At 55.1% G+C, this 22,545-nt stretch carries 19 protein-coding genes, 1 tRNA gene and 1 pseudogene; 12 read left to right on the top strand and 9 right to left on the bottom strand.

Annotated features, from left to right (window positions below; genetic code table 11):
* The 4 genes and pseudogenes from JXO48_07570 to porA all read right to left on the bottom strand — a co-directional run.
* Positions 1-98: SAM-dependent methyltransferase (locus tag JXO48_07570; protein ID MBN2283732.1), on the bottom strand; the 98-nt coding region annotated here is incomplete at its 3' end.
* A 39-nt stretch (positions 99-137) separates the two neighbouring features.
* Positions 138-356 (bottom strand): annotated as a pseudogene (locus JXO48_07565) (tyrosine-type recombinase/integrase).
* Between the two features lie 274 nt (positions 357-630).
* Positions 631-706, bottom strand: a tRNA-Glu gene (locus JXO48_07560).
* 124 nt (positions 707-830) lie between these two features.
* Positions 831-2,006, bottom strand: a complete 1,176-nt coding sequence (porA, locus tag JXO48_07555; GenBank protein ID MBN2283731.1) for a pyruvate ferredoxin oxidoreductase — start codon at positions 2,004-2,006, stop codon at positions 831-833.
* Between the two features lie 296 nt (positions 2,007-2,302).
* Here porA and JXO48_07550 point away from each other — a divergent pair, with 296 nt between their 5' ends.
* The 12 genes from JXO48_07550 (at position 2,303) to JXO48_07495 (ending at position 15,750) form a co-directional block, all read left to right on the top strand.
* Positions 2,303-3,070: a response regulator transcription factor gene (locus JXO48_07550; protein ID MBN2283730.1), complete on the top strand. Its 768-nt coding sequence runs from the start codon at positions 2,303-2,305 to the stop codon at positions 3,068-3,070.
* 72 nt (positions 3,071-3,142) lie between these two features.
* Positions 3,143-4,852 (top strand): histidine kinase, encoded by a 1,710-nt coding sequence (locus JXO48_07545; protein ID MBN2283729.1) that lies wholly within the window; start codon positions 3,143-3,145, stop codon positions 4,850-4,852.
* 210 nt (positions 4,853-5,062) lie between these two features.
* Positions 5,063-6,007: an EamA family transporter gene (locus JXO48_07540; GenBank protein ID MBN2283728.1), complete on the top strand. Its 945-nt coding sequence runs from the start codon at positions 5,063-5,065 to the stop codon at positions 6,005-6,007.
* Between the two features lie 200 nt (positions 6,008-6,207).
* Positions 6,208-7,356 (top strand): branched-chain amino acid ABC transporter substrate-binding protein, encoded by a 1,149-nt coding sequence (locus tag JXO48_07535; GenBank protein ID MBN2283727.1) that lies wholly within the window; start codon positions 6,208-6,210, stop codon positions 7,354-7,356.
* A 112-nt stretch (positions 7,357-7,468) separates the two neighbouring features.
* A complete protein-coding gene (locus JXO48_07530; GenBank protein ID MBN2283726.1) occupies positions 7,469-8,380 on the top strand; it encodes a branched-chain amino acid ABC transporter permease in 912 nt (303 codons plus the stop codon).
* Positions 8,381-8,385: 5 nt separating this feature from the next.
* Positions 8,386-9,387, top strand: coding sequence for a branched-chain amino acid ABC transporter permease (locus tag JXO48_07525; protein ID MBN2283725.1), 1,002 nt, complete (start codon positions 8,386-8,388; stop codon positions 9,385-9,387).
* Positions 9,380-10,180 (top strand): ABC transporter ATP-binding protein, encoded by an 801-nt coding sequence (locus JXO48_07520; GenBank protein ID MBN2283724.1) that lies wholly within the window; start codon positions 9,380-9,382, stop codon positions 10,178-10,180. Before JXO48_07525 ends, JXO48_07520 begins: the two co-directional genes overlap by 8 nt.
* A 29-nt stretch (positions 10,181-10,209) precedes the next feature.
* The gene (locus JXO48_07515; protein ID MBN2283723.1) at positions 10,210-10,938 is read left to right on the top strand and encodes an ABC transporter ATP-binding protein; all 729 of its coding nucleotides are present in this window, start codon (positions 10,210-10,212) and stop codon (positions 10,936-10,938) included.
* Positions 10,939-11,275: 337 nt separating this feature from the next.
* A complete protein-coding gene (locus JXO48_07510) occupies positions 11,276-12,532 on the top strand; it encodes a glycine betaine/L-proline ABC transporter ATP-binding protein (GenBank protein MBN2283722.1) in 1,257 nt (418 codons plus the stop codon).
* 200 nt (positions 12,533-12,732) lie between these two features.
* Positions 12,733-13,533 (top strand): ABC transporter permease subunit, encoded by an 801-nt coding sequence (locus JXO48_07505; protein MBN2283721.1) that lies wholly within the window; start codon positions 12,733-12,735, stop codon positions 13,531-13,533.
* Positions 13,534-13,697: 164 nt separating this feature from the next.
* Positions 13,698-14,591, top strand: a complete 894-nt coding sequence (locus tag JXO48_07500; GenBank protein MBN2283720.1) for a glycine betaine ABC transporter substrate-binding protein — start codon at positions 13,698-13,700, stop codon at positions 14,589-14,591.
* 241 nt (positions 14,592-14,832) lie between these two features.
* Positions 14,833-15,750 (top strand): hypothetical protein, encoded by a 918-nt coding sequence (locus tag JXO48_07495; protein ID MBN2283719.1) that lies wholly within the window; start codon positions 14,833-14,835, stop codon positions 15,748-15,750.
* Between the two features lie 25 nt (positions 15,751-15,775).
* On the opposite strand, the gene JXO48_07490 is transcribed toward JXO48_07495, so the two are convergent.
* The 5 genes from JXO48_07490 to JXO48_07470 all read right to left on the bottom strand — a co-directional run bounded on the left by JXO48_07490 (position 15,776) and on the right by JXO48_07470 (position 22,391).
* Entirely contained in the window at positions 15,776-17,344 is a 1,569-nt protein-coding gene (locus tag JXO48_07490; GenBank protein MBN2283718.1) for an FGGY-family carbohydrate kinase, read from the bottom strand.
* 13 nt (positions 17,345-17,357) lie between these two features.
* Positions 17,358-18,914 (bottom strand): glycerol-3-phosphate dehydrogenase/oxidase, encoded by a 1,557-nt coding sequence (locus JXO48_07485; GenBank protein ID MBN2283717.1) that lies wholly within the window; start codon positions 18,912-18,914, stop codon positions 17,358-17,360.
* 73 nt (positions 18,915-18,987) lie between these two features.
* Positions 18,988-20,580, bottom strand: a complete 1,593-nt coding sequence (locus JXO48_07480; protein MBN2283716.1) for an FAD-binding oxidoreductase — start codon at positions 20,578-20,580, stop codon at positions 18,988-18,990.
* The gene (gene fadR / locus JXO48_07475; protein MBN2283715.1) at positions 20,555-21,286 is read right to left on the bottom strand and encodes a fatty acid metabolism transcriptional regulator FadR; all 732 of its coding nucleotides are present in this window, start codon (positions 21,284-21,286) and stop codon (positions 20,555-20,557) included. Before fadR ends, JXO48_07480 begins: the two co-directional genes overlap by 26 nt.
* Positions 21,287-21,503: 217 nt before the next feature.
* The gene (locus JXO48_07470) at positions 21,504-22,391 is read right to left on the bottom strand and encodes a DMT family transporter (GenBank protein MBN2283714.1); all 888 of its coding nucleotides are present in this window, start codon (positions 22,389-22,391) and stop codon (positions 21,504-21,506) included.
* Positions 22,392-22,545 lie beyond the last annotated feature (154 nt).

Genomic DNA, 22,545 nt, shown 5'->3' with positions numbered 1-22,545 from the left:
CGCAGCGCCGCGCCGAGAGTGGCGAGCTTTTCGGGTGTGAACGGGTTATGGATGCGGTGAGCACTTTCGGTGATGTTGAAGATCCGTAGAATGTCCATTGCAGAAAATCTCCTTACGGGTGTGAATATATTCGGTCACTACCTAACGCTCCGCTTCAGCCGGGTGTTATACAGAAACTGTATAATATCCCCTACACCTAATATTTTAAAGTGTGTCTGCGGGACTTCGCACTCCCCTTGGTCCCTGATTAAACAAATGGTATAGATCATGGTCGTTTTTATGTCTTTGTGACCAAGAAGTTCTTGTATCGTTCTGATATCGTAACCGCTCTCGAGCAGATGTGTCGCAAAAGAGTGAGGAAGTGGCAACGGCTCTTTCAATCCCTTCATGAGCCCCCCTGCCCCGTGAAGCGAATGAACTTATTGCTGACGCAATCCGTCATGCACTATTGAAACGTGGAATTACCCCCCTTGTAACGCTCTGATAAAAAGCACTTTTAGGGGTGTTTGTCAATTACCGAATATCTGTGGGTCTTTTATTTCTACTGGCTTTGTGGGGTATAGTGTGGAAAAATACTTTTTCAGAAGCAATCAGGGGGTTGGCTTTTCGCCTAACCCCCTGATGGTATTCTGGCGTCCCCACGGGGAGTCGAACCCCGGTCGCCGGCGTGAAAGGCCGGTGTCCTAGGCCTCTAGACGATGGGGACGGAGATGGCCGCTCGTTATGAACTGCGACTTATATCCCGTTCCCTTTTTGTCTGTCAAGGATAAAATGGCCGCGGACAGGGCAACGGTTTCACGCCCATATTTCTTCATATTTTTACCGGCTTTTCACACTGAATTCCATTTTGATGTCATGCGGGCATCAAGCCAGATACCTTCACCGTCGGGTTGATCTTCCCGCTTGGTTCTCCAGTAGATATCTTCAAGTTCACCGGCACCCACCGTGCGACCCCCGATCCCTGCAACATAGGGAAAAACGGCAGGCACGGGCACGTTACCATGAAGAGCCGCGTCAACTTCCTTCATTATCCTGTTCCGTGCGTCAAGAGAAGCGTCCCGGTCGACGACGGCGACTTTCCGTGCCGGCGCAAGTGTTCGGCGGATGAGGTCAGCAGGAAAGGGACGCAGGAGCCTGACCCTGAGAAGTCCCGCCTTTTCGCCTTTCGCCCGCAATGCTTCAACGACCCGGCGGGCCGTGTCGGCCGTCATCCCCGCCGTTACCAGGATGATATCCGCGTCATCACAGTTGACCGCCTCCGCGGCAGCATAGGACCTTTGAAAAACATTCATAAAATATTCTTCGATCTCCTCAAATCGAACCAGCACACGTTCCGTGGATGCATCAACGAGAGATCCCGATTCACCGGAATCACCGGGGAGCAGACGAAATTGCAGGAGTGCTGATTCTTTTATAACGGGACGATATTCTCTCATGAGGGTCGGCAGGAAACGGTCAACGTATTTCTGAGACGGAATGTTCACCGGTTCAGGGAAACGATCCAGAGATGATTCATCAAGGACGATCATGACGGGCAATCCGACCGTCTCCTGGACTCGGTATGCTACAAGTATCGTGTCGAGGACTTCCTGGGCCGTCTCACAATGGACCTGTATCCAATTCACATGTTTCCGGACAAGATGCTCCCGTTGCTCGATCCAGATATCCAGGGAAGCGGTCCCGTCTCCCTCAATCTCGATCGCCACCGGGGGAAGCGAAGCAGACGATGACCAGAGGGCATACTCCCGCATCAATGACAGGCCACGGTTATAGGTTACTGCGAACGACCGAATCCCGGCCCGCGCAGCTTCCATCGAGACGGCAAGGGCGCCACGGACACTTTCCACCGGCAGTAACCGTGCCTGCAATCTGTTCTGCATACAGCCATGGGAAAGCGTTCCCACAAGATCAGTTCTCTGAGTGACGGAACACATGGAAATAATGCTCACACTGGCCAGGCGGAGCGCTTCGGATATCGCCTGGCTCACGTTCAATTCGTGTACCATTGGTTCTGTACCTCCCGGGATATGATTCCAATCCGTTGAAAATGTTAAAACATAGTGAGGAAATACCTGCGGGGTGACATGTATCGAGATTTGTTAAAGCAATAAAGGAAAGGCTGTGAAATGCACATTTTTCGGATTGAACGGTGGAAACAGCCGTTTCAAATGCCGTGCAAAAAAAGCCGAATCATGCTCCTTTCCGTCATCTTGATCCCTATGAGCTAGGAAAAACAATACTTTACGAAATGGTCATTTCATGATACATACCCCACCACAAACCCCCGGGAACCATAGGTATTATGATACTACGCTGCATTATCGCTGACGATGAACGCCCGTCCCGTGATGAGTTGCTGCATCTTCTTTCGGAAATGGGCGATGTCGAGATCCTCGCCTGCGTGCAAAACGGGAAGGAAGCGCTTGAATTGTTGAAAAAAACAAGACCGGATGTCGTTTTTCTCGATATTCGCATGCCCGTTGTCAGCGGCTTTGACGTGGCACGGGAAATCCTGACCTTTCCCGACCCGCCGGCGATCGTGTTCGCCACTGCCTACGACGAATACGCCATTCAGGCATTCGACATCAGGGCCGTTGATTATCTTCTCAAACCCTTTTCCCGTGAAAGGCTTACGGAAACTGTTCAACGCCTCAAAGAGGCACGGGTAAAGAAACTGGACCTGTCCGATCTGAAGGAGATCATCGAACGGGTTGAAGGTACGCTTGAATCAAAAAAACTGGTAAGAATACCTGTTGCCGACAAAGGGAAGATCCTGCTCCTGCCACCGGTGGATGTCTTTTTCTGCAGCACCACCGACAGTAAGATAAGGGTCTGCACATGGGAAGAATCATATTCCTGCGGCATGACACTCAATGAGCTTGAGAATCGTTTGAAGGATGAGCATTTTCTCCGGGTCCACCGGGGATGCCTTGTCAACCTTAACCATGTCAGGGGGCTGATCCCCTGGTTTGACGGCAAATATCTCCTGACCATGGGAGACAGCCACGGCACGGAAATCCAAGTCAGCAGAAACAACGCGAAACATCTGAAACGGATATTACATCTCTGACGGGAATCGGTTTCCTGATCGGGGTGTTCTTCTTCATCGGAAATAACATGAAAAAGAAAGGCTGTCGATGGTGTGAATGCCTTCGATCTGTTCATCACACTTGTTGAGCGTTTCGGTCTTATTGTGACGGCGTGCTTTGTGTTGATGCAACTCGGCGCCTTCAGGAAGATACTACAGAAGCGGGCCGATACGTATGAAAAGATCCTGATCACCCTCATATTCGGTGTTTTTGGCGTCATCGGGACAAACGCCGGAATAAACGTCATGGAAGCGATAGCTAACTTCAGGGGTATGGCGGTCATAACGGCGGGGCTCCTGGGAGGTCCTTTCGTAGGACTGGGGGCCGGCCTGATCGCCGGAGGGTACCGGTTACTGCTGGGTGGATTCACCGCTTTCGGCTGCGGTTTCGCCACACTTATCGAAGGGATCGGGGCCGGTCTGATATTTCATTACCGGCGTGGCCGTGCCATCGACTGGAAACTCGCCGGTGCCGTGGCGATCATCGGTGAATCCCTTCAGATGCTGCTGGTGCTCGGCACGAGCACACCATTCACGGATGCCCTGACCGTCGTGCAGATCGTCGCATTCCCCGTGATGCTTCTGAACGCGTTGGGCACGGCCATTTTCATTCAGGTCATCAATATCATCCGCCGGGAAGAAGAAAAGGCCGGGGCGGAACAGGCGCAGAAGGCCCTGCGGATCGCCCGCGAAACAGTGGGACACCTCAGAACCGGTCTGAACGAGCGTTCGGCACAAGAGACCGCCGAGATCATACACAGAATCGCCGACGTGGCCGGCGTGGCGATCACGGACCGCCACGGAACGCTCGCCTTCCGGGGAACGGTCGGTGAGCACAAGCCCGCTGGTACCGGTGAACTCAGCCCGCCGACGGCGGAAGTTATCAAGACCGGTGCATACCGGGTGATCGGCGCAAAAAAGCACGGCAGGCCAACGGGTCCGGACCGCCATCCCTGCAGCGGAATCATTGTTCCGCTCAGTAAAAAGGATGTTGTGGCAGGGACGCTGACGCTCTACAAGGAACCGGGGAGCCGCATCACCAGGGTAGACAGGGAACTGGCAATCGGGCTGGCCCACCTCTTTTCAACCCAGCTCGAGCTTGAAGAGATCCAGAAACAGGCGCAGGTTCTGACCAAGGCGGAAATAAAGGCGCTACAGGCCCAGATCAACCCGCATTTTCTCTTCAACGCCCTGAACACCATCAGTTCGCTGTGCCGCAGCGACATGGAGAAAGCGCGTGATCTGATAATTCACCTGGGAAACTTTTTCCGAGGAACCTTTAAAAGCAGCGAGACAGGTCTTGTCAGCCTCGAAGAGGAACTGGAGAACGTTCGATCCTACCTGACAATTGAAAAGGCCCGATTCGGGGAACGGATCACCGTTATCTATTCTCTTCATCACAACAGCGGTTCCTGGTCCATCCCACCCTTCACCCTTCAGCCCCTCGTTGAGAACGCCATAAAACACGGTCTGTCAGGACGTGACCGGGGTGGGACGGTTTCCATAACAACGGACAGGGACGGCGATGACCTGCGTATCACCGTTGAAGACACCGGTATCGGCATGTCCGGGGAAACAGTGAAGATGATCTTGAACGGCACGGACACCGCTCATCGCGGATCCGGCATCGCCCTCGCCAATATTCAGCAGAGGCTGACATTCCTCTATGGACCCGAATACGGAAAATTGACCATCGAGAGTACCGAGGGAGCAGGCACGAAAATGTCCCTGAAAATACCCGCCGGGGGAAAACGGGAATCGTGATCCGGGATTCGAGAACGTTTCATGCCCTTCACTTTGTCACTTTCAAGAAACGCCCGATGAATCGGGCAACTACAAACAAAACCCCGTTTCACGAATAACGATTTCCGAATCCCGCACTCAGGCACTTAGGCACCTAGGCACTCAGCATTTCATTTCCCTCTTGATTAAATATCACCGATACCGTATCAAGCAGCGAGAACGAATGCCGGTGTGGTAACAGAAGACATGCAGCATAATCCGTCACGGGGATATCTCCTTGTCGTCATGGCCGCCCTGATGTGGGCATCATCGGGCACGGCGGGGAAATTTCTGTTCCATTCGGGGGTCCCTCCCTTCGCCTTGATCTATCTGCGCGTATTTCTTGCAACGATCATACTGCTGGTGGTGTTCCTCCTTTTCAACCGAAGGCTTCTGGTGATAGAACCGCGTGACATACCCTATTTTCTCTTTCTGGGCGGCGTCGTCACGGCACTGGTCCAGTCATCCTATTTCTTCGCCATCAGCAGGATCCAGGTTGCCGCTGCGATACTCCTGCAGTATCTCGCCCCGCTCCTGGTGGCGCTCTATGCCATGCTCTTCTGGAAGGAACGGCCCACGGTGATCAAGATCCTCGCCCTGCTCCTGGCCTTTTCCGGCTGTTATCTCGTAGTGGGCGGTTACAACATCGACCTCCTGAAGATGAACCGTCTCGGCATCATCTGGGGGGTTACATCCGCCTTTGCCTTTGCCGGGTATACCCTCTTCGGTGAACGGGGAATGCACAAGTACTCGCCATGGACGGTTATCTTTTATACCGTGGCCTTTGCCGTTCTCTCGCTGAGCTTCTTCGGAAACCCCCTGCGGCACCTGACGGCCGGATATACGATCGAACAGGGAGGATTGATCCTCTATGTGACCCTCTTCGGGACGATCATCCCCTTCGGACTCTACCTTGCCGGAATAAACCACATCCGGTCCACCCGGGCCGTCATAACGGCCACCCTGGAACCCATTTCGGCGGCGCTCATCGCGTACCTGGTTCTGGGAGAGACCTTTGAGCCTCTCCAGATATTTGGGGGGGCACTCGTCATTATCGCGGTCATTTCTCTGCAGACACAGCGCGAATACGACGAACTGGCACCGATCGTCGTCCGCGGCAAAAAGGCGGGGGCATAGCGGCGGAACCGGACATCCCGAAATTCGCGAAACCACTTTATTCTTGACAGAGCTTCACTGCTTCCATATACTTCCTGCGCTTTTGGCACACCTTCCACGGTGCATCGAACGGAAGCAGGCCGAAGCGGATATCCCTTCTGAAAGGGATTTGAGAGAGGGCACTAGCCCGAAAGACCAAAAAAGGAGAGGCGCCGATGAGAATGTTCAGGAATGTGTTACTGGTATGTTTACTTGTATGCTTTTGTCTGCCCTTCAGCAGCATGGCAGCCGGAAAACCAGTCGTGATAGGGCTTCAGGGCCCGATCACCGGCCCCTGGGCTTACGAGGGCGAAATGGCAAAACAGTCATGCGAGATTGCCGCGCAGATCATCAATGACAAGGGCGGCATCCTGGGAGGTCGCATGGTGGAGCTCAGGGTGGTCGATGATGCGGGCGAACCGAAAACGGGCGCCCTGGCGGCCCAGAAACTGGTAGGTCAGAAAGATGTGGTGGCCGCCGTATCAACCTATGGTTCCTCCATATGCGAACCTGCATCGAACATCTATGAAAAATTCAAAAAGGTGAATATCGGCTACGGCGTCACGGCGGTCCGCCTGACACAGAGGGGATTTGAATATTTCTTCCGCACCTGCGGGCGGGACGATTCGCAAGGCAAGTTCTTCGCCGACTATGTACCGAAGAAATTCAACGCGAAGAAGATCGCCATCATGCACGACAACACGGCCTTCGGCAAAGGTCTCGCCGAGGACACGAAGCGCGCGATTCAGCCCATGATCGACGCCGGAACGGTGGAGATCGTATATTATGACGCCATAACGCCCGGTGAGAAGGATTTCCATGTGTCGCTGACGAACCTTCGAGAATCGAAGCCTGATGTGTGGTACTTCACCGGTTATTACGCCGAGGCGGCCCTTCTCGTCAGCCAGGCTCGGGAAATCGGCATCACCTGCCCCTTCGTGGGAGGGAACGCGGCGATCAATGACGAGTTCACCAAGATCGCGGGTATCGACAATGCCAAGGGGTGTTATATGACGAACGAACCCCTCCCGGCCGATCTCCCCTATGACAAGGCGAAAGAATTCCTGAAGGCCTATAAGGACAAATACGGCGAAATCCCATCGAGCCCCTGGCCGATCTATGCTGCCGATGCCCTGAACATCATCGCTTACGCGATCGACAAGACCGGCTCGACCGATTCCAAGGTCCTCGCTGACTACCTGAGAAACGACGTGAACGGTGTACCCGGCATCACGGGACCCATCGGGTTCACCGCCGAGGGTGACCGGGAAGGTGTTCCTTTTTATCTCTATGTTGTGGACGACAGCGGAAACATCGTTATTTCGGAATAACCGGTAATTTCATTATTCTTCCGGGTTCTCCGCCACAGCAGAACAAATCGACAGCACGGCAGCCGTTCAACCATCCTGGTTGGGGTTGCTGTGCTGTGTTCATTAGGAAGCAATGCGAGTTGTCATAGAACAGATAATAAACGGACTGACGATCGGTTCCTTTTACGCTCTCATCGCCCTTGGATACTCCATGGTCTACGGCGTTCTGAAGCTCATCAACTTCGCCCACGGAGATTTCTTCACCCTCGGTTCATACATCGGATATACCGTCCTTGTCTTCGGTGCGGCGCTGATAACAACGCATTTCGGCCTCTGGGGCGGTATGGTCGCGGCAATGCTCATGGCCGCCTTCTGCCTGGCGGTGGTGGGAATCCTGGTCGAGCGGGCGGCATACCGGCCCATCTATCCGGCGGGGCGGCTGCCGGCGGTCGTATCGGCACTGGGTGCCTCGATATTTCTCCAGAACGCCATCATGGTCATCTGGGGCCCCCGGTACCAGGCCTATCCGGCAAAACTGATCCCGAACGTCCGTCTCGATCTCTGGGGCATAAACATCACCCTGCTGCAGATCGTTATTCTGGTACTGTCATTCCTCCTGCTGGGGATCCTTTATTACATCATCCAAAAAACACTCTTCGGCGCCGCCATCAGGGCGACCGCCCTTGACCGTGATACGGCTTCCCTGATGGGGGTCAATTTCAACAAGGTCATTTTCTTCATCTTCACGCTCGGACCAGCCCTGGGAGCCATGACGGGCGTCATGGTCGGCATGTATTATCGCCAGATAAGCTTCACCATGGGCTGGAACTACGGTCTGAAGGCCTTTACGGCGACCATCCTGGGAGGGATCGGCAACCTTCCGGGAGCCATGTTCGGAGGGCTCATCCTGGGCACGCTTGAAATGCTCGGCGCGGCTTACATTTCCGCGGCATGGAAAGATGTGTTCGTCTTCCTGATCCTCATCCTCGTTCTGATCTTCCGCCCGACGGGTCTCTTCGGCGAGAAAACGGCTGAAAAGGTGTAGGTGCCATGAAGGAGAGCAGGTCCGCGTCGATCCAGTATTTTTTCAGGTCACAGCCGGCACTGCTGTTTCTCGTCATCGGCGCCTTCATCATTTACCCTTTCTTTGTCGACAACTATTACATCGATATCGGCTTTTTCTTCGGCATATACGCCCTGCTCGGGCTCAGCCTGAACATCGTTCTCGGCGAAGTGGGCCTCTTCGATCTCGGCCATGCGGGATTTTACGCCATCGGCGCCTATGTTACTGCCATTTTCAACACGAAGCTGGGCGTCCCGATCCTGGCGCTCCTTCCCGTGAGCGCCCTGGCGGCCGCGCTCTTTGCCTATGTCGTCTGTTTTCCTATTATTCACCTTCGTGGTGATTACCTGCTGATCGTCACCATCGGCATGGCGGAGATCATCCGCCTGACGCTCATCAATAATCCCTTTGACCTGACGGGAGGCCCGAACGGTGTTTTCGGTATTGATTTCCCGGCCATAGGCAACATAATCGTTATCGATTCCTCCATCGAGTTCTACTATCTCATATGGGTCATCGTCGCGCTGAGCATCATCGGCCTGATACGGCTTCAGAACTCACGGATCGGCAGGGCCTGGAACTGCATCAGGGAGGACGAACTCGCCGCGGGGGCAGGCGGCATCGATGTCAAATCATACAAGCTTCTCGCCTTTGTCCTGGGAGCGGCACTTGCCGGTGTGGCGGGAAACGTTTACGCGAGCAAACTCATGGCCGTATCACCGGAAAGCTTCACCTTCTGGGAATCGTGCATGCTTTTCTGCATCGTCCTGATCGGCGGCATGGGCTCAATCCCGGGGGTCCTCATCGGAGCAGCCTTCATCAGTCTTTTTCCTGAAATATTCCGGCCATTTGCCATGTACCGCATGCTTGTCTTCGGAACGGTCATGATCCTGATGATGATGTTCAGACCGGGAGGGGCATGGCCGAGAAAACGGGGCGGCGTCGAATTCACCTCCCTGCTGACCAGAATGAGGCAAAAAGATGGCTGAACCGCACCGCCGGAATTCCGGTAACAACATCGTTCTGGAAACGCAGAACCTCACCAAGCGTTTCGGAGGACTGACAGCGGTGGGCGAATTCGATTCCCGGGTACATGAAGGAGAAATATTCAGCCTGATCGGGCCGAATGGAGCGGGGAAAACGACCGTTTTCAACGTGGTAACCGGCATCTACGCGCCCGAAGAAGGCCGCATTCTCTTCAAGGGAAAGAATATCACGGGGCGTAAACCCCATCAGATCGTCTCCCTTGGCATTGCCCGGACCTTTCAGAACATCCGCCTCTTTCCGAACATGACCTGTCTGGAAAACGTCATGGCCGGCCAGCACTGCCGCGGCCGGGCCGGACTCTGGGCATCCATATTCAGAACGGGAAAGCAGCGTGAAGAAGAGCAGCGGATCCATCGAAACGCGGAGGAACGGCTCAACCAGGTCGGCCTTTCCCGTTTCAGGGATGAACTGGCGAAAAATATCGCCTATGGAAGTCAACGCATGCTGGAGATCGCCAGGGCCCTGGCTTCGGAGCCGAAACTTCTCGTCCTGGACGAACCGAGCAGCGGTCTCAATCCCCGGGAAACGGAGATCCTCATGGAATTTCTCAAGACCGTGATCCATCGGGAAAGCCTGACGATCCTCCTCATAGAACACGACATGAACGTCGTCATGGGCATATCGGACTGGGTCAGCGTCATGGACGGCGGCAGAAAGATAGCCGAGGGGACCCCGCGGGATATCTATCACGATGAACGGGTCATCGAGGCCTACCTGGGCAAGGAAGAAGAATAGGGGATATCGTGTCTGAACCGTTGAATCCGATACTGACCGTTGAGTCTCTCTCCGTTACGTATGGCGCCATCGAAGCGCTTCGCGACGTGTCGCTCCACCTCAATGAGGGTGAGATCGTGACCGTCCTGGGCGCGAACGGGGCGGGGAAGACAACTCTTCTGAACACTATTTCGGGAATCGTCCCGGCACGAAGCGGCACCATCACGCTGCGCGATGAACCGCTCAGAAATATCCCGCCCCATGAGATCGTTGAACGCGGCATATCCCAGTCGCCGGAAGGAAGAAAAGTATTCTCAACGCTGACGGTGGAGGAAAACCTCAACCTCGGCGCCTATACGATACGAAGGAACCAGGCGGCCGTTCGGGATGCCAAGGAACGCGCCTTCGATCTCTTTCCGATCCTGCGCGAGCGACGGCGCCAGCTGGCGGGAACACTGTCCGGCGGTGAGCAGCAGATGCTGGCCATTGGTCGTGCCCTGATGAGCTCGCCGAAAGTCCTTCTTCTGGACGAACCGTCTCTCGGTCTCGCCCCCATCCTGGTCAGCCAGATATTCCGTATTATCGAGGAGATAAACCGCCAGGGAACATCCATTCTCCTGGTGGAACAGAACGCCAGAAAGGCCCTTGGCATTGCCCACCGCGGTCATGTACTGGAAAACGGCCGCGTGTCGGTGAGCGGTTCCGCCGCCGACCTTCGTTCCAATGAAAAGATCCAGGAAGCCTACCTCGGCGGAAGCGCGATCAAAGGGCGCTTCTAACGATCCCCCGCACCATCCGTATTCGCGGTTTTACTATTTATTACCTTACTTCAATAAGATAATTAATACATCCTCAACTCATACCTTCTTGTATCGATAGTCGGACCTTTCCGATCCCTGATCCCTGCCCCCCGATCCCTGCTTTTACCACAACCGTGCCTTGACAAACATATTTCAATAACGTATAATTCGCACATTTAATATATTATTAATAATTATTAGTACTCATATTGTTATTCGTGGAATAAATATCCGGTCATTCCTCTGACGCCTCTTCCATGAAAAACTCAGAGTCACATAATAAAGATCAAATAAGCAGAGCAAAGGATATTCGGTAATGGCAGAACTTGATGTGCGAAACGTCTATAAAATATTCGGCGATAAACCCGATGAAGCCATCGCTCTCCTCAGGCAGGGAACATCAAAGGAAGAAGTCCTGGAAAAGACCGGGCAGGTCGTGGGTGTACAGGACGTCAGTTTCCATCTGGAATCGGGAAACCTGTTCTGTATCATGGGCCTGTCAGGCAGCGGTAAATCCACCCTCCTTCGCTGCATCAACCGGCTAGTGGAACCGACGAGCGGTGAGATCTACCTTGAGAGCAACGGCAACCGGATCGATGTCACCCGTCTGACGAAAAAAGAACTGAGGGTGGTACGGGAAAAACAGATGGCAATGATTTTTCAGCATTTCGCCCTTTTCCCCTACCGAACCGTGCTTTCGAACGTCGCCTTCGGCCTTGAAGTGCAGGGAATTCCCAAGAAGGACCGTGAGGGGAAAGCCCAGGAAATCCTTGAACTTGTCGGCCTTGGCGAATGGGGCAAGGCATACCCTCCTCAGCTTTCGGGCGGGATGCAGCAACGGGTCGGCCTGGCACGGGCCCTCGCTTCCGAAGGAGACCTGCTGCTGATGGACGAACCTTTCAGTGCCCTGGACCCCCTCATCAAGGTCAACATGCAGGACGAGCTGATAAACCTGCAGAATCAGGTCAAGCGTACCATTCTCTTCGTAACCCACGATCTCGACGAAGCGCTCAAGCTCGGCGACAAGATCGCCATCATGGAGCAGGGTCGCATCGTGCAGATGGGAACGCCCGAGCAGATAATCGTGAACCCGAAAACGGAATATGTCACGAGATTCGTGGAAAACGCCGATGCCACGGGTGTCATAACGCTCGGCACCATTGCCCGGAGACTTCCCCTCAACCGCGACGGGGGAATCCCGGTGGACGCATCGGTCCTGGGAAAAGAACCTTCTCTCTTCGCGAAATACCGGGATGTTGTTTACTGCCTGGATGAGAACTCCCGTCCCCTGGGATGTATCCGCCGGGGTCGTACCTTTCCCCTCCGTCATGCCCACGCGCACATGCCCTCAAAGGACGCGCGCAGGGTCTTTCTGATGGCCGACGATCAGATGCTCTTGAAGGACCTGATGTACATCCGTCTCGAAACATCGGTCAATCCCGTCGTGGTGGTATCCGATATCGGCGTCTTCCAGGGTGTCATCACCGAAAAGGAGGTCCTTCAGGGAATTCTCGAGAAAGGGCGTTCCAACGGCAATGCAACACAAGAAGCCGGCAAAGGAGAACTCAGATGATCCGTCAGATCAAACGACCGGACCGGTCCGCCCGGTTCCTTATATATTCATTTCTTGCAGTGATACTGCTTCACATTCTGTGTATCCCGGCGCTGTCAAAGGAATACGGCGCCGACCTGTTCGACGAAATTGGAAAGAAAAGCCTTATCCCCCTGGACGACTGGATCGATGTGGGTATCGATTGGATCGCCCTGAATTTCATGGGTCTTTTCGATTCGATCACTTTCATCATAACGAATATCAACAGCGGCATCCTCGCGGTGCTCTCGTTCGTACCTGTCGTCCCACTTCCCTTTAACGGGCTGTCCATTGCGATCCCCGTCCTGGGCATCATCCTGATTCCGGTGCTGTGGTGGATGACAAGCCTGGGGACCGGTATCTTTGCCTTTGTCGGGTTGTGGTTTACGGCAAACGTGGGGCTGTGGCCTGAAACCATGGAAACATTCTCGCTTACACTGACTGCGGCGTTTATCGCCCTGTTCTTCGGCATCCCCACAGGGATCGTGGCGGGCAAGTCCGACCTGGTGGAGCGTATCGTCCGGCCCATCCTGGATTTCATGCAGACCCTGCCGGTGTTCGTCTATCTCATACCCGCGGTCATACTTTTTGGACTGGGTCCCGCTCCCGGGGTAGTGGCAACGACTATTTTCGCCATTCCTCCGGCGGTTCGCCTGACCAATCTTGGAATTCGCGGCGTGCCCGCGGAGTTGGTGGAAGCAGGAGAGGCCTTCGGGTGCGGTTACTTCCAGTTGCTCTGGAAAATACAGCTCCCCATGGCACGTCCCTCGATCATGGCCGGCGTGAACCAGACCATCATGCTTTCTCTCTCGATGGTCGTTATCGCGGCCCTTATCGGCGCCGGAGGTCTCGGCATTGAAGTGGTTCGAAGTATCCAGCGAATGCTTGTAGGAAAGGGATTCGTCGCGGGTATCGCCGTGGTCATCGTCGCCATCATCCTTGACCGGGCAACGCGGAGCATCGGGCGACGCAGGCTCGGTTGATGTATATGCAGCTTCAATGGAATCATACTCGGTTCAATCGGACAAATGCAGACACTATGGAAGGAGGTGAACATTTTCTGGAAAATTGATCAAAAGACTCAGGTAAAGTGGATCAATATGCAAACAGTAACTATTTAAATAATCAAAAAAGGAGTACATCGATCATGATACAGGGAAAAAAATTTGTGTTATGCCTGCTGCTGGCGGCGGTGATGACGGTAACATTCACGTTCGGAACGGCGGCGGCAGAGGAAAAGAAAACGCTCAGCTTCGGTGTTGTGGCATGGTCCGAAGCGCTGGCCGAAGGAGAACTGATCAAATACATCATGGAAAAAGAGATCGGCCAGCCCGTCAAGATCACCAACCCCGATATCGGGGTTGCTTACACGGCAATCGCCAACGGTGATCTGGACCTTTTCATTGAATCCTGGCTGCCCATGACCCACGAAGCATACTGGGACAAGATCGCCAGCAAGGTTTGCGATTTCGGCCCCATCTATGAAGATGCCAGTCTCGGATGGGCCGTGCCGAACTACATACCCAAGGACGTCTTCAATTCGGTTACCGATATGGGCAAGGCCGAAGTGATGAAGAAATGTGACGGGAAGATCATCGGTATCGACCCCGGTTCCGGCCTGATGCAGCATTCCGCTCTCATGATGAAACGATATCCGGAGTTGAAGGACTGGAAACTCATTGAAGGCAGCGATTACGCCATGGTGGCATCCTTGAAAAGGGCCATGCAGCGCAAGGAGTGGGTCGTGGTAACCCTCTGGAAACCTCACTTTGCCTTCAGCCGGTTCGACATCAGGTATATCGAAGAACCGCGGAAGATCCTCGGAACGGAAGAACGGAGCCACATGATCGGCCGGCGTGACTTCATGGACGTTTTCCCGAGCGAGGTCAGCAGCTTTCTGTCGCGGTTGTATTTTACCATCGATCAGGTCAACGAACTCGTCGACCTCTATGAAAAAGATGAAGACACCGCCGCCGAGAAGTTCATCAAGAACCACCCCAAGCTGGTACATTACTGGGTGACCGGCGAGGTTGGTGATTAATGTTGGTCTCCGGGGATGCCGCTCATTGCAGTGAGGCGTCATCCCGGAATAAAGTTCTCAACTGAAAAAGGCCGTCCTTCGTGACGGCCTTTTTTTCCTTCCCGCCCGAAAAGACCTTCCCTCCTCTGAAAACAATTGCATCTCTCCGGTCGATTCGATACTCTGATCCCACTGAAGAAACCGGCGGTCCAGGCCGGTCAGCAGAACCGGCCTGGTTTTTCATCGGGAGAACGGCACCTGCATGAAAAAACTTGTTATCATGCTCTTCGTCTTTATACTTTTTCATACCCCGATTCAACCGGCCGGTGGAACGGAACACTGGCTGATCGGGTCGCAGGACGCTGAAGTTCTGTATGATGATCCCCTGGAGGAAGACGCCCGGCGGGTCCTCGAGATATACCCCGCGATCAGGTCGGAAATCGAGGAACGGCTGGGTTGGCACCTCGACATCCGGCCACGTATCGTCCTCGTGGGTGCAAGGGATCGGTTCCAGCGTATAGTTTCCCATGAGCTTTTCGTCGCCGTGGCCATCCCCGAACAAGACCTCATCATCATCGACCATTCACGGATGAACCTGTCCCCCTTCAGTCTCCCTGTGACACTGAAACATGAGATGTGCCACCTGCTGCTGCACCGGCACATCAAGGAGGAAAACCTTCCACGCTGGTTTGACGAAGGTGTCGCCCAGTGGATGAGCGACGGTATCTCGGAGGTCATAATAAGAAACGGTCCCGCCGTTCTGGGCAGGGCGGGCGCCGCGGGCAACTGGATACCCCTTCGAAGGCTTCATCACGGGTTCCCCCGGAACGATCCGGCCCTCTCGCTCGCGTACGAAGAGAGCAAGAACGTTGTTGAATACATGGTGGAGGTCGGCGGAGCGGGATCGATCCCGGAGATCCTGGAATATCTCAGCGCGGGAATTTCAATTGACGATGCTGTTGAACGTGTGCTCGGCCTCTCCTTCGACGAGATGGAGAACGACTGGCACCGGCATCTGAAAAAACAGATCCCCTGGCTGCTTTTTCTCAGCAGCCATCTTTACGAGATCCTCTTTTTCATCGGGGCGCTCCTCTTGGTGACGGCCTTTCTCCGCTTATGGTGGAGGAAGAGGACCTACCGCGACGAAGAGGACGACGAGGAACTGTTCTATCGGCACTGAGGTCACACAGCAGCAGCTTCTCCCGTCAGGAGATCTTTTCCGGATACCCCGTAATTTCCCGGATCCGCTCATAGAGTGGTTTCAGGCGCTTGTACATCTGCTTATAGACATCACGGTACAAGGCGTCATAGAGCTGGTGATTTCGATTGTCCGGCTCAAATACTTCTCCGACGTGCGTCATGGCCTGGACGGCATCGGGAAAATCAGGAAACAGCTTCAGGCCGACAGCGGCGTCGATAGCCGCACCGAGTCCCGATGTTTCGTAGAGATGCGGTTTTGCCGTCGGCAGGCCGAAGATATCCGCCGTGAGCTGCATTGCCTTTCTGCTCTGCGAACCGCCCCCCGAGACCCGCAGCGTCGTGATGGGGATCCCGGTGCGTTTCTCTATCCGCTCCTTTCCTTCCCTGAGAGCGTAGGCCAGGCCTTCCAGGATGGACCGGTAGAGATAGGCCCGGGTATGGATGTCACCGAACCCGATGACCGCCCCCTTTGCCTCCGGGCCGGGCACCTTCAACCCGGGACTCCAGAACGGCTGGAGCATCAGCCCCATCGAACCGGCGGGAACGTCTTCTATCAGTTCGTCAAAGAGTTCTTCTACCTCTATGCCCTGTTTCGACGCCTCCTCGATCTCGGGGTGGCCGAATTCTTCCTTGAACCAGCTCACCATCCAGTATCCCCGGAATATCTGCACCTCTATGGTGTGCCAGCGCGGTATCGCCGCCGGATAGGGCGGCAGCATCGACACCGCTTCGATATATTTTTCGCTCGTCACGTTGATGGTCGCCGTCGTTCCATAGCTCAGGCATCCGATGGACGGCTCGAGGCTTCCCGACCCGATGACCTCGCAGGCCTTGTCTGCCGCGGCGGCGATAACAGGGAGCCCCTTCGGCAGTCCCGTCTCCCGCGAGGCTTCCTCGGTGATGGTACCCAGGGGCTGACCAACGTCAACGAGCTTCGGCAGCTTTTCCCTTTCCATTGAAAGACACTTCCATTTCCAGTCCCAGCCCGGCGCCCACTGGAGTTTCTTGTAATCAAAGGGGATATATCCGACCTGGGAACCCACGGAATCGACGAACTCTCCCGTCAGACGGTGGTTGAGGTAACCTGAAAGGAGAAGATACTTGTGGGTATTTCTCCAGACGTCGGGCTGGTAGGTGCTGATCCAGTTCGCCTCGGCCTCGGAACGGAAGTAGTCGATGGTCCCGCTCAGGCGGAGGGCCTTGAAGAGAAAACCCCAGAGGCCTCCCAGGGGGGGTAGATTATAGGTTTTCCGCTGGTCCAGCCAGATCACGGCGGGCCGCAACGGTTTTCCCCTGCGGTCGAGATTGATCACCGATGCCCGCTGCGTGGTCAGGGATACCCCCGCGATCCGATCGCGGGGAACATCACCCCGCTGCCATAGTTCCTGACAGGCCTGGCAGAGCGATCGCCAGAAAACCTCCGGGTCCTGTTCAGCCCAGCCCGGGTTATCAGAGAAGTACGGTCTGAACGCCACGCGCTGGCGGGCCAATAAGGTACCCTTCATGTCGAACACAAGCGCTTTCAGACTCTGGGTACCGCAATCGATGGCAAGAAGCAGGTCCTTTGAATTCATAAGTGTCCTCCTGTCATGTTGAAGGAAGAGAATAGGCCCGATCCCAGAGACCGTGATACATGTCGATCTCGTCCTCCCATCTGAGATCGCTCCAGGGAAGAAGGGGGCTGCAGAGACGGCGGATACGCTCCATATGCTCACGTCCTCCCTGTGTCGTCAGGAGCCCGATCCGGACACGTCGAAGCAGCAGGTCGGAGAGATGACGGACCTGTTCACGGTTCGCCGTAAAGGGGATCTCGGCCCAGAGCGTATCGGTACCAGGGATCGCGTTCAGGTCATCGGCGGCGGCGGACGCGACAACTTCTTTCGCCGATTCACCATACCTGCCGTAGAGACGCCGCCACGTCTTTTTCGTCAGCCCCTGCGATCGGGTGACCTTTTCAGGGACCTTGGCAAAAACAGGGTCCTTTTTGCTGATCTCCTTCATTTCCGGCAGAAAGGCCGCTGCTGCTTTCAGTGTATCCCAGGCCATGCGCCGGAACGTGGTCAGTTTTCCCCCCGTCACGGTGACCATTCCCTGTTTCTTCCAGACCGCGTAATCACGGGATTCTTCGGACGGTGAAAGTTTCCCCTCGCTCAGGACAGGCCGGACACCGGCGAATGTGGAGAGACAGTCCGCGGGAGACAGCTCGATGGAGGGAAAATAGTACCGGATCCCTTCCATCATGTAGTCCACCTCTTCCTTCGTGATGACCGGTTCCTCGGACAGGTCCTGATGGTGATCGATATCGGTCGTACCGACCAGGACGGCACCTTCCCATGGAATGGCAAAGAAACCCCTGTCGTCTGCGGGATGCATGAACGCCACGGCGTGATCGAGTGGCAGCGCCCAGAGAGGAAATACCATATGGCTTCCCCGCAGGGGACGTAAATGCCGCTTCGGATCAGGCGACGGGTGCAGTTTCTCGCCCCAGGCACCGGTTGCGTTGATGACGGTCTTTGTCTGGAACTCCCGGGTTTCTCTTGTTTCCGTGTCCTCCGCCACCACACCGGCGACATTACCCTTCGCGTCGTACAGAATTTCCGTCGCTTTTGTGTAGTTCAAGGCGACACCACCGTTCGCGACGGCCTCAATGATAAGACGAAGGACCAGCCGGCAATCGTCGACCTGGGCATCGAAAAAGCGAAAGCCTCCCACGAGGTCCTCCTGCCTGAGGTGCGGAGACATTTTCCGGAATTCTTCCAGGTCGAGAAATGAATGCTGTTTCTGTCCGGCCATCAGGTCATAGAGCAGAAGACCGATATCAACGGTCCACTTGCCCGGCCCGGCCCCCTTGTAAACGGGAAGCAGGAACCCCACCTGCTCGACCAGGCCCGGGGCTTCTTTCAGCATGCGTTCCCGTTCTTCCACGGCGGCCTTTGTCAAAAGGAGATGTCCCTCCCTGAGGTACCGAAGTCCGCCATGGACCAGTTTCGTCGACCGGCTCGACGTGCCCCAGGAATAGTCCTTCTGCTCCAGGAGGAGGACGCTGAATCCCATCCTCACGGCCTCACGGAATATGCCGGCTCCCGTGATACCCCCGCCGATAACGATCAAATCCCAGGTTTCCGGAATGTCCTGCACGTTCATGGGTTCACCTCGTGCTCCAATTCCGGGGATGACGGGCATCTTCAGCGGTTGGCCGCAGAACGCCCGGTTCCCCTCAGATCAACTTTGTGGGATTCATGCGCCGTTCAGGATCGAGATAGGTGGTGATCTCCTTCAGTAATCCCATTCCGACGCTTCCCTTCTCGGCCTCCAGATAGGGTTTGTGGTCGATTCCCACGCCATGCTGATGACTGATCGTACCCCCCACCTTGACGATGACCCGGCTGGCCGCATCTTTGAGGATCTTCCATCGTTCCACCGTTGCTTCCGGTGTTTCACCCAGTCGGAAAACAAACTGCGTATAGATGCTCGACCCCGTCGCATAAATTCTTGAAAGGTGCGTGAAGACATGCACGTTCTCATCGAAGGGCATCAACCCCTTGCCGATGACCCGTTCGATCTCATCCATGGTTTCTTCCACACGGTCCCAGGGAACGGACGTTTCCAGGGTGTCGACGGCATAGCCGGCATCCCAGAGGGTGTTGCGCAGGTAAGGTGTCCTGAAACGGTTCTTCTTCCATCCCTTTCCCATGGACCTGCCCACGGAAACCGCGCCGTGACGGCCGATGATCGAGTTCACCTCACCTTTTACCGCACGCGCGATCCGACGCGAACCGATTATCCCGATCAGGCACATGCAGCATCCGTTCTCCGGGATACCCCGCAGGCTCAGATATTTCTTCAGAAGGGCGATCTCCCGTTCATGTCCGGCAAGATAGAGATTCGTCATCGTTTCAACGGGATTGCTCAAACGGATCATGGAAAGGGGAAGCTCAGCGGCGGCGAGGTTCCTGACCCCCTCAAAGGCTTCGGTCCAGTCGGGAAAAAAGACACCGAAAACGTCGTCGACCTCGGGTATGGGGGTTATCTTCACCATCGCCTTCGTAAGGACACCCATTCTTCCCTCAGACCCGAGGACCAGTTGCTTCAGGTCCGGTCCCGCCGCAGATACGGGAAAGTCCGTCATGGGAAGGATTCCCCTCGGCGTGATGACCTCCCCGCCCACGAACAACCGGTCGATGCTTCCGTAGTGGAGAGATTGCTGGCCGCTGGAACGCGTCACGATCCAGCCCCCCAGCGACGAATACTCGAATGATTGAGGATAATGCCCGAACGTATATCCCTTCGCCGCCAACTGCGCTTCCAGGTCAGGGCCCCGAACACCGGCCTCAAAGGTGGCAAGCAGACTTTCTGGTTCCATGGTAATCATGCGTTTCAGGCGCTTCATGGAAAGGCTCACCACCGGGCGGTCCGATTCGGGAATCGTCAGGTGTCCCACGACACTTGTTCCACCTCCGTAAGGGATGACGACCAGATGCTCCCGCTGGGTATAGTCGAGGATCTCCTTTACGTCCTGCAGTGTCGTCGGATGGGCTACACCGTCCGGATACCTTTCAAGCGTGCCGCACCGTAATGCTATCCAGTCCGGCAGGCTCTGGCCGTGAGCATGGATAAGCCGCTCCCGCGGATCCTTTGAAATGAGCCGGTATTCTCCAAGCCGCGATTGTGGAATCGCCGCCAGGGTATCTTCAAGGCTGTGATCCTTCCGGGGTGTTCCCTCTCCGATAAGCCCCCGGAGAAGGTCAAGGGCCTGAGAAGGCAGTTCCATCGTTACCGTCTCGTCACCCCATCCGTTCCAGCGCTCCATTATAAACCTCCTGTGTACGTGCCAGTTCCTCCCATATATGGATGCTTGTCTCAAGGGCCTCCCTGACGATATCTTCGATGCAATTACCACCGTTACGTATCGCATCGAACAGTTTTTGATAATACCTTCGCGAAGCCTTCCTTCCTGTCCTGCTGTTGAAATAGGTCGGCGCCATCAACCTGAAGATGTCGGTAAAATCGTTCAGTATGAGCAGGTATATGGGGTTTTGCGACTCGCGGGCGATCAGTACCTGTAATCCCCAGTCATAGCGGGCGAAAGCTTCGGGATCATCTTTCAGTTCCCTGGATTTCCCAAGGTATTCGAGCAGGGCATCGGGAGAATTCTCTACGGCCTTTTTTGCCACCGGCGGCAGGAGATTGACCCGCACCTCAAGAAGATTGGTGATGAACTCACGAGAAAGGATATCACCGTATTTGGCCGTGGTGCTCAGCAGGCGAAGACCACCCTCCTTCCAGTAATTGTTTACCACGGTCTGTTTCCCGTGATGGATGGTAATCCATCCCTCACTTGCGAGGCGTTGAAGAATTTCCCTGAGCGTGGGCCTGGTCACCCCCAGTTCTTCCGCGAAGACCCGTTCGCTGGGCAGGACGGAGCCGGGCGGAAAGGTGCCGTCAAGGATCGCGGTCACTACCATGCGCTCGGCATACTGGGCGGGGCGAAACGGAAGCCCTTTCTCTACTGCCATTACTGTACCCTCTCTACTGTTTCTTTCTTACTGGTTAGAGGTCATACCAATTTACGATGACCATGTCAAGGGATTACGGATTACGGATTATGTATTATAGATCAGGTTTTTCACCTCCCTTTCGTAAAGGGAGGTGGGAGGGATTTATATATTTAAAAATCCCCCTCAATCCCCCTTTTCCAAAGGGGGAGGCGGGTTTTGTCACGCACTCAGGCACTCAGGCACTTAGACTCTTCCCTCCCCTTCGTGATGCGATGATGATGGCGGCGAATATCAGTACCATGCCCATGCCCTGGAACCCGCTGATGGGCTCACCGAGTAAGGTGTATGCCAGGAGCGTGGCACCAACGGGTTCGCCGAGAATGGTGATCGCTATCATGCCGGCCCTGATATGACGGAGCGCCCAGTTGAAGGCCGTATGTCCGATCAGCTGGGGAACGACGGCGAGAAGCGCCATGAAGAGATACGATGAAGGACGGTATCCCGTGAAGGGAATAGAGCATACAAGCGAGACGGCAAGGAGAACGGCCGCGCTGATGGAAAAGACGATCGTGATATAGGTCAGATTATCGAGCCGCTCTCTGACCGCGCTTCCCACGATAAGGTAACCGCTTGCCATGACGGCGCCCATCAGTGCCAGTACATCACCCAGTACAGCCCTTCCGTCACCGAAGTCCAGGGCACGGAAACCGCCGTCTCCCAAGGCGATAAATGCGCTTCCGGCAACGCAGAGAATGATCCCGGCCACCAGCGTTCCCTGCTGGCGTTCCCGCAGGACAAGGGCGGAAAAAACACCGACGAAGATGGGATTTGTCGTCACGAGAACGACACTGCTCGCCACTGATGTATATTTCAGCGACGTGATCCAGGTAATGAAGTGGAGGGCGAGGAAAAGTCCACCGAGAAATGAGAGAAGCAGGTCCCGCCGCGTCAGCGTTGAGAAGCTGCAGCCCCGTATCCTGAAATACACCAGGAGGCAGGCCGAAGCAATGACCAGACGGTAGGTGGCGATCATGACGGCGGGCACATCATCGCAGAACTTGATGAAGATGGCCGCGAAGGATATGGCCGTAATGCCGATCAGAAGAACGACGACGGTCTTCAGGGTTCCATCCTGGCGCACAGGGAACGCTCCTCCGGATGACTGGTTTTTATTGGATATCACGGACTGCCCTTATCACAAAACCCCGGCCCTGTAATTAGAATTCTAACGGGCATTCGGGATTCGGGATTGGAGATGCGGGATGCGGATATATTAC

Source organism: Deltaproteobacteria bacterium (assembly GCA_016933965.1).
Lineage (GTDB): Bacteria > Desulfobacterota > Syntrophia > Syntrophales > UBA2210 > JAFGTS01.
This window is presented reverse-complemented; position numbering and strand designations above follow the sequence as displayed.

What these genes read in the sequence shown, in the direction of transcription:
- porA (MBN2283731.1), bottom strand. Translation starts at nt 2,006, where the DNA reads ATGGTACACGAATTGAACGTGAGCCAGGCGATATCCGAAGCGCTCCGC.
- JXO48_07550 (MBN2283730.1), top strand. Translation starts at nt 2,303, where the DNA reads ATGATACTACGCTGCATTATCGCTGACGATGAACGCCCGTCCCGTGAT.
- JXO48_07535 (MBN2283727.1), top strand. Translation starts at nt 6,208, where the DNA reads ATGTTCAGGAATGTGTTACTGGTATGTTTACTTGTATGCTTTTGTCTG.
- JXO48_07530 (MBN2283726.1), top strand. Translation starts at nt 7,469, where the DNA reads ATGCGAGTTGTCATAGAACAGATAATAAACGGACTGACGATCGGTTCC.
- JXO48_07525 (MBN2283725.1), top strand. Translation starts at nt 8,386, where the DNA reads ATGAAGGAGAGCAGGTCCGCGTCGATCCAGTATTTTTTCAGGTCACAG.
- JXO48_07520 (MBN2283724.1), top strand. Translation starts at nt 9,380, where the DNA reads ATGGCTGAACCGCACCGCCGGAATTCCGGTAACAACATCGTTCTGGAA.
- JXO48_07510 (MBN2283722.1), top strand. Translation starts at nt 11,276, where the DNA reads ATGGCAGAACTTGATGTGCGAAACGTCTATAAAATATTCGGCGATAAA.
- JXO48_07505 (MBN2283721.1), top strand. Translation starts at nt 12,733, where the DNA reads ATGGGTCTTTTCGATTCGATCACTTTCATCATAACGAATATCAACAGC.
- JXO48_07500 (MBN2283720.1), top strand. Translation starts at nt 13,698, where the DNA reads ATGATACAGGGAAAAAAATTTGTGTTATGCCTGCTGCTGGCGGCGGTG.
- JXO48_07495 (MBN2283719.1), top strand. Translation starts at nt 14,833, where the DNA reads ATGAAAAAACTTGTTATCATGCTCTTCGTCTTTATACTTTTTCATACC.
- JXO48_07490 (MBN2283718.1), bottom strand. Translation starts at nt 17,344, where the DNA reads ATGAATTCAAAGGACCTGCTTCTTGCCATCGATTGCGGTACCCAGAGT.
- JXO48_07485 (MBN2283717.1), bottom strand. Translation starts at nt 18,914, where the DNA reads ATGAACGTGCAGGACATTCCGGAAACCTGGGATTTGATCGTTATCGGC.
- JXO48_07480 (MBN2283716.1), bottom strand. Translation starts at nt 20,580, where the DNA reads ATGGAGCGCTGGAACGGATGGGGTGACGAGACGGTAACGATGGAACTG.
- fadR (MBN2283715.1), bottom strand. Translation starts at nt 21,286, where the DNA reads ATGGCAGTAGAGAAAGGGCTTCCGTTTCGCCCCGCCCAGTATGCCGAG.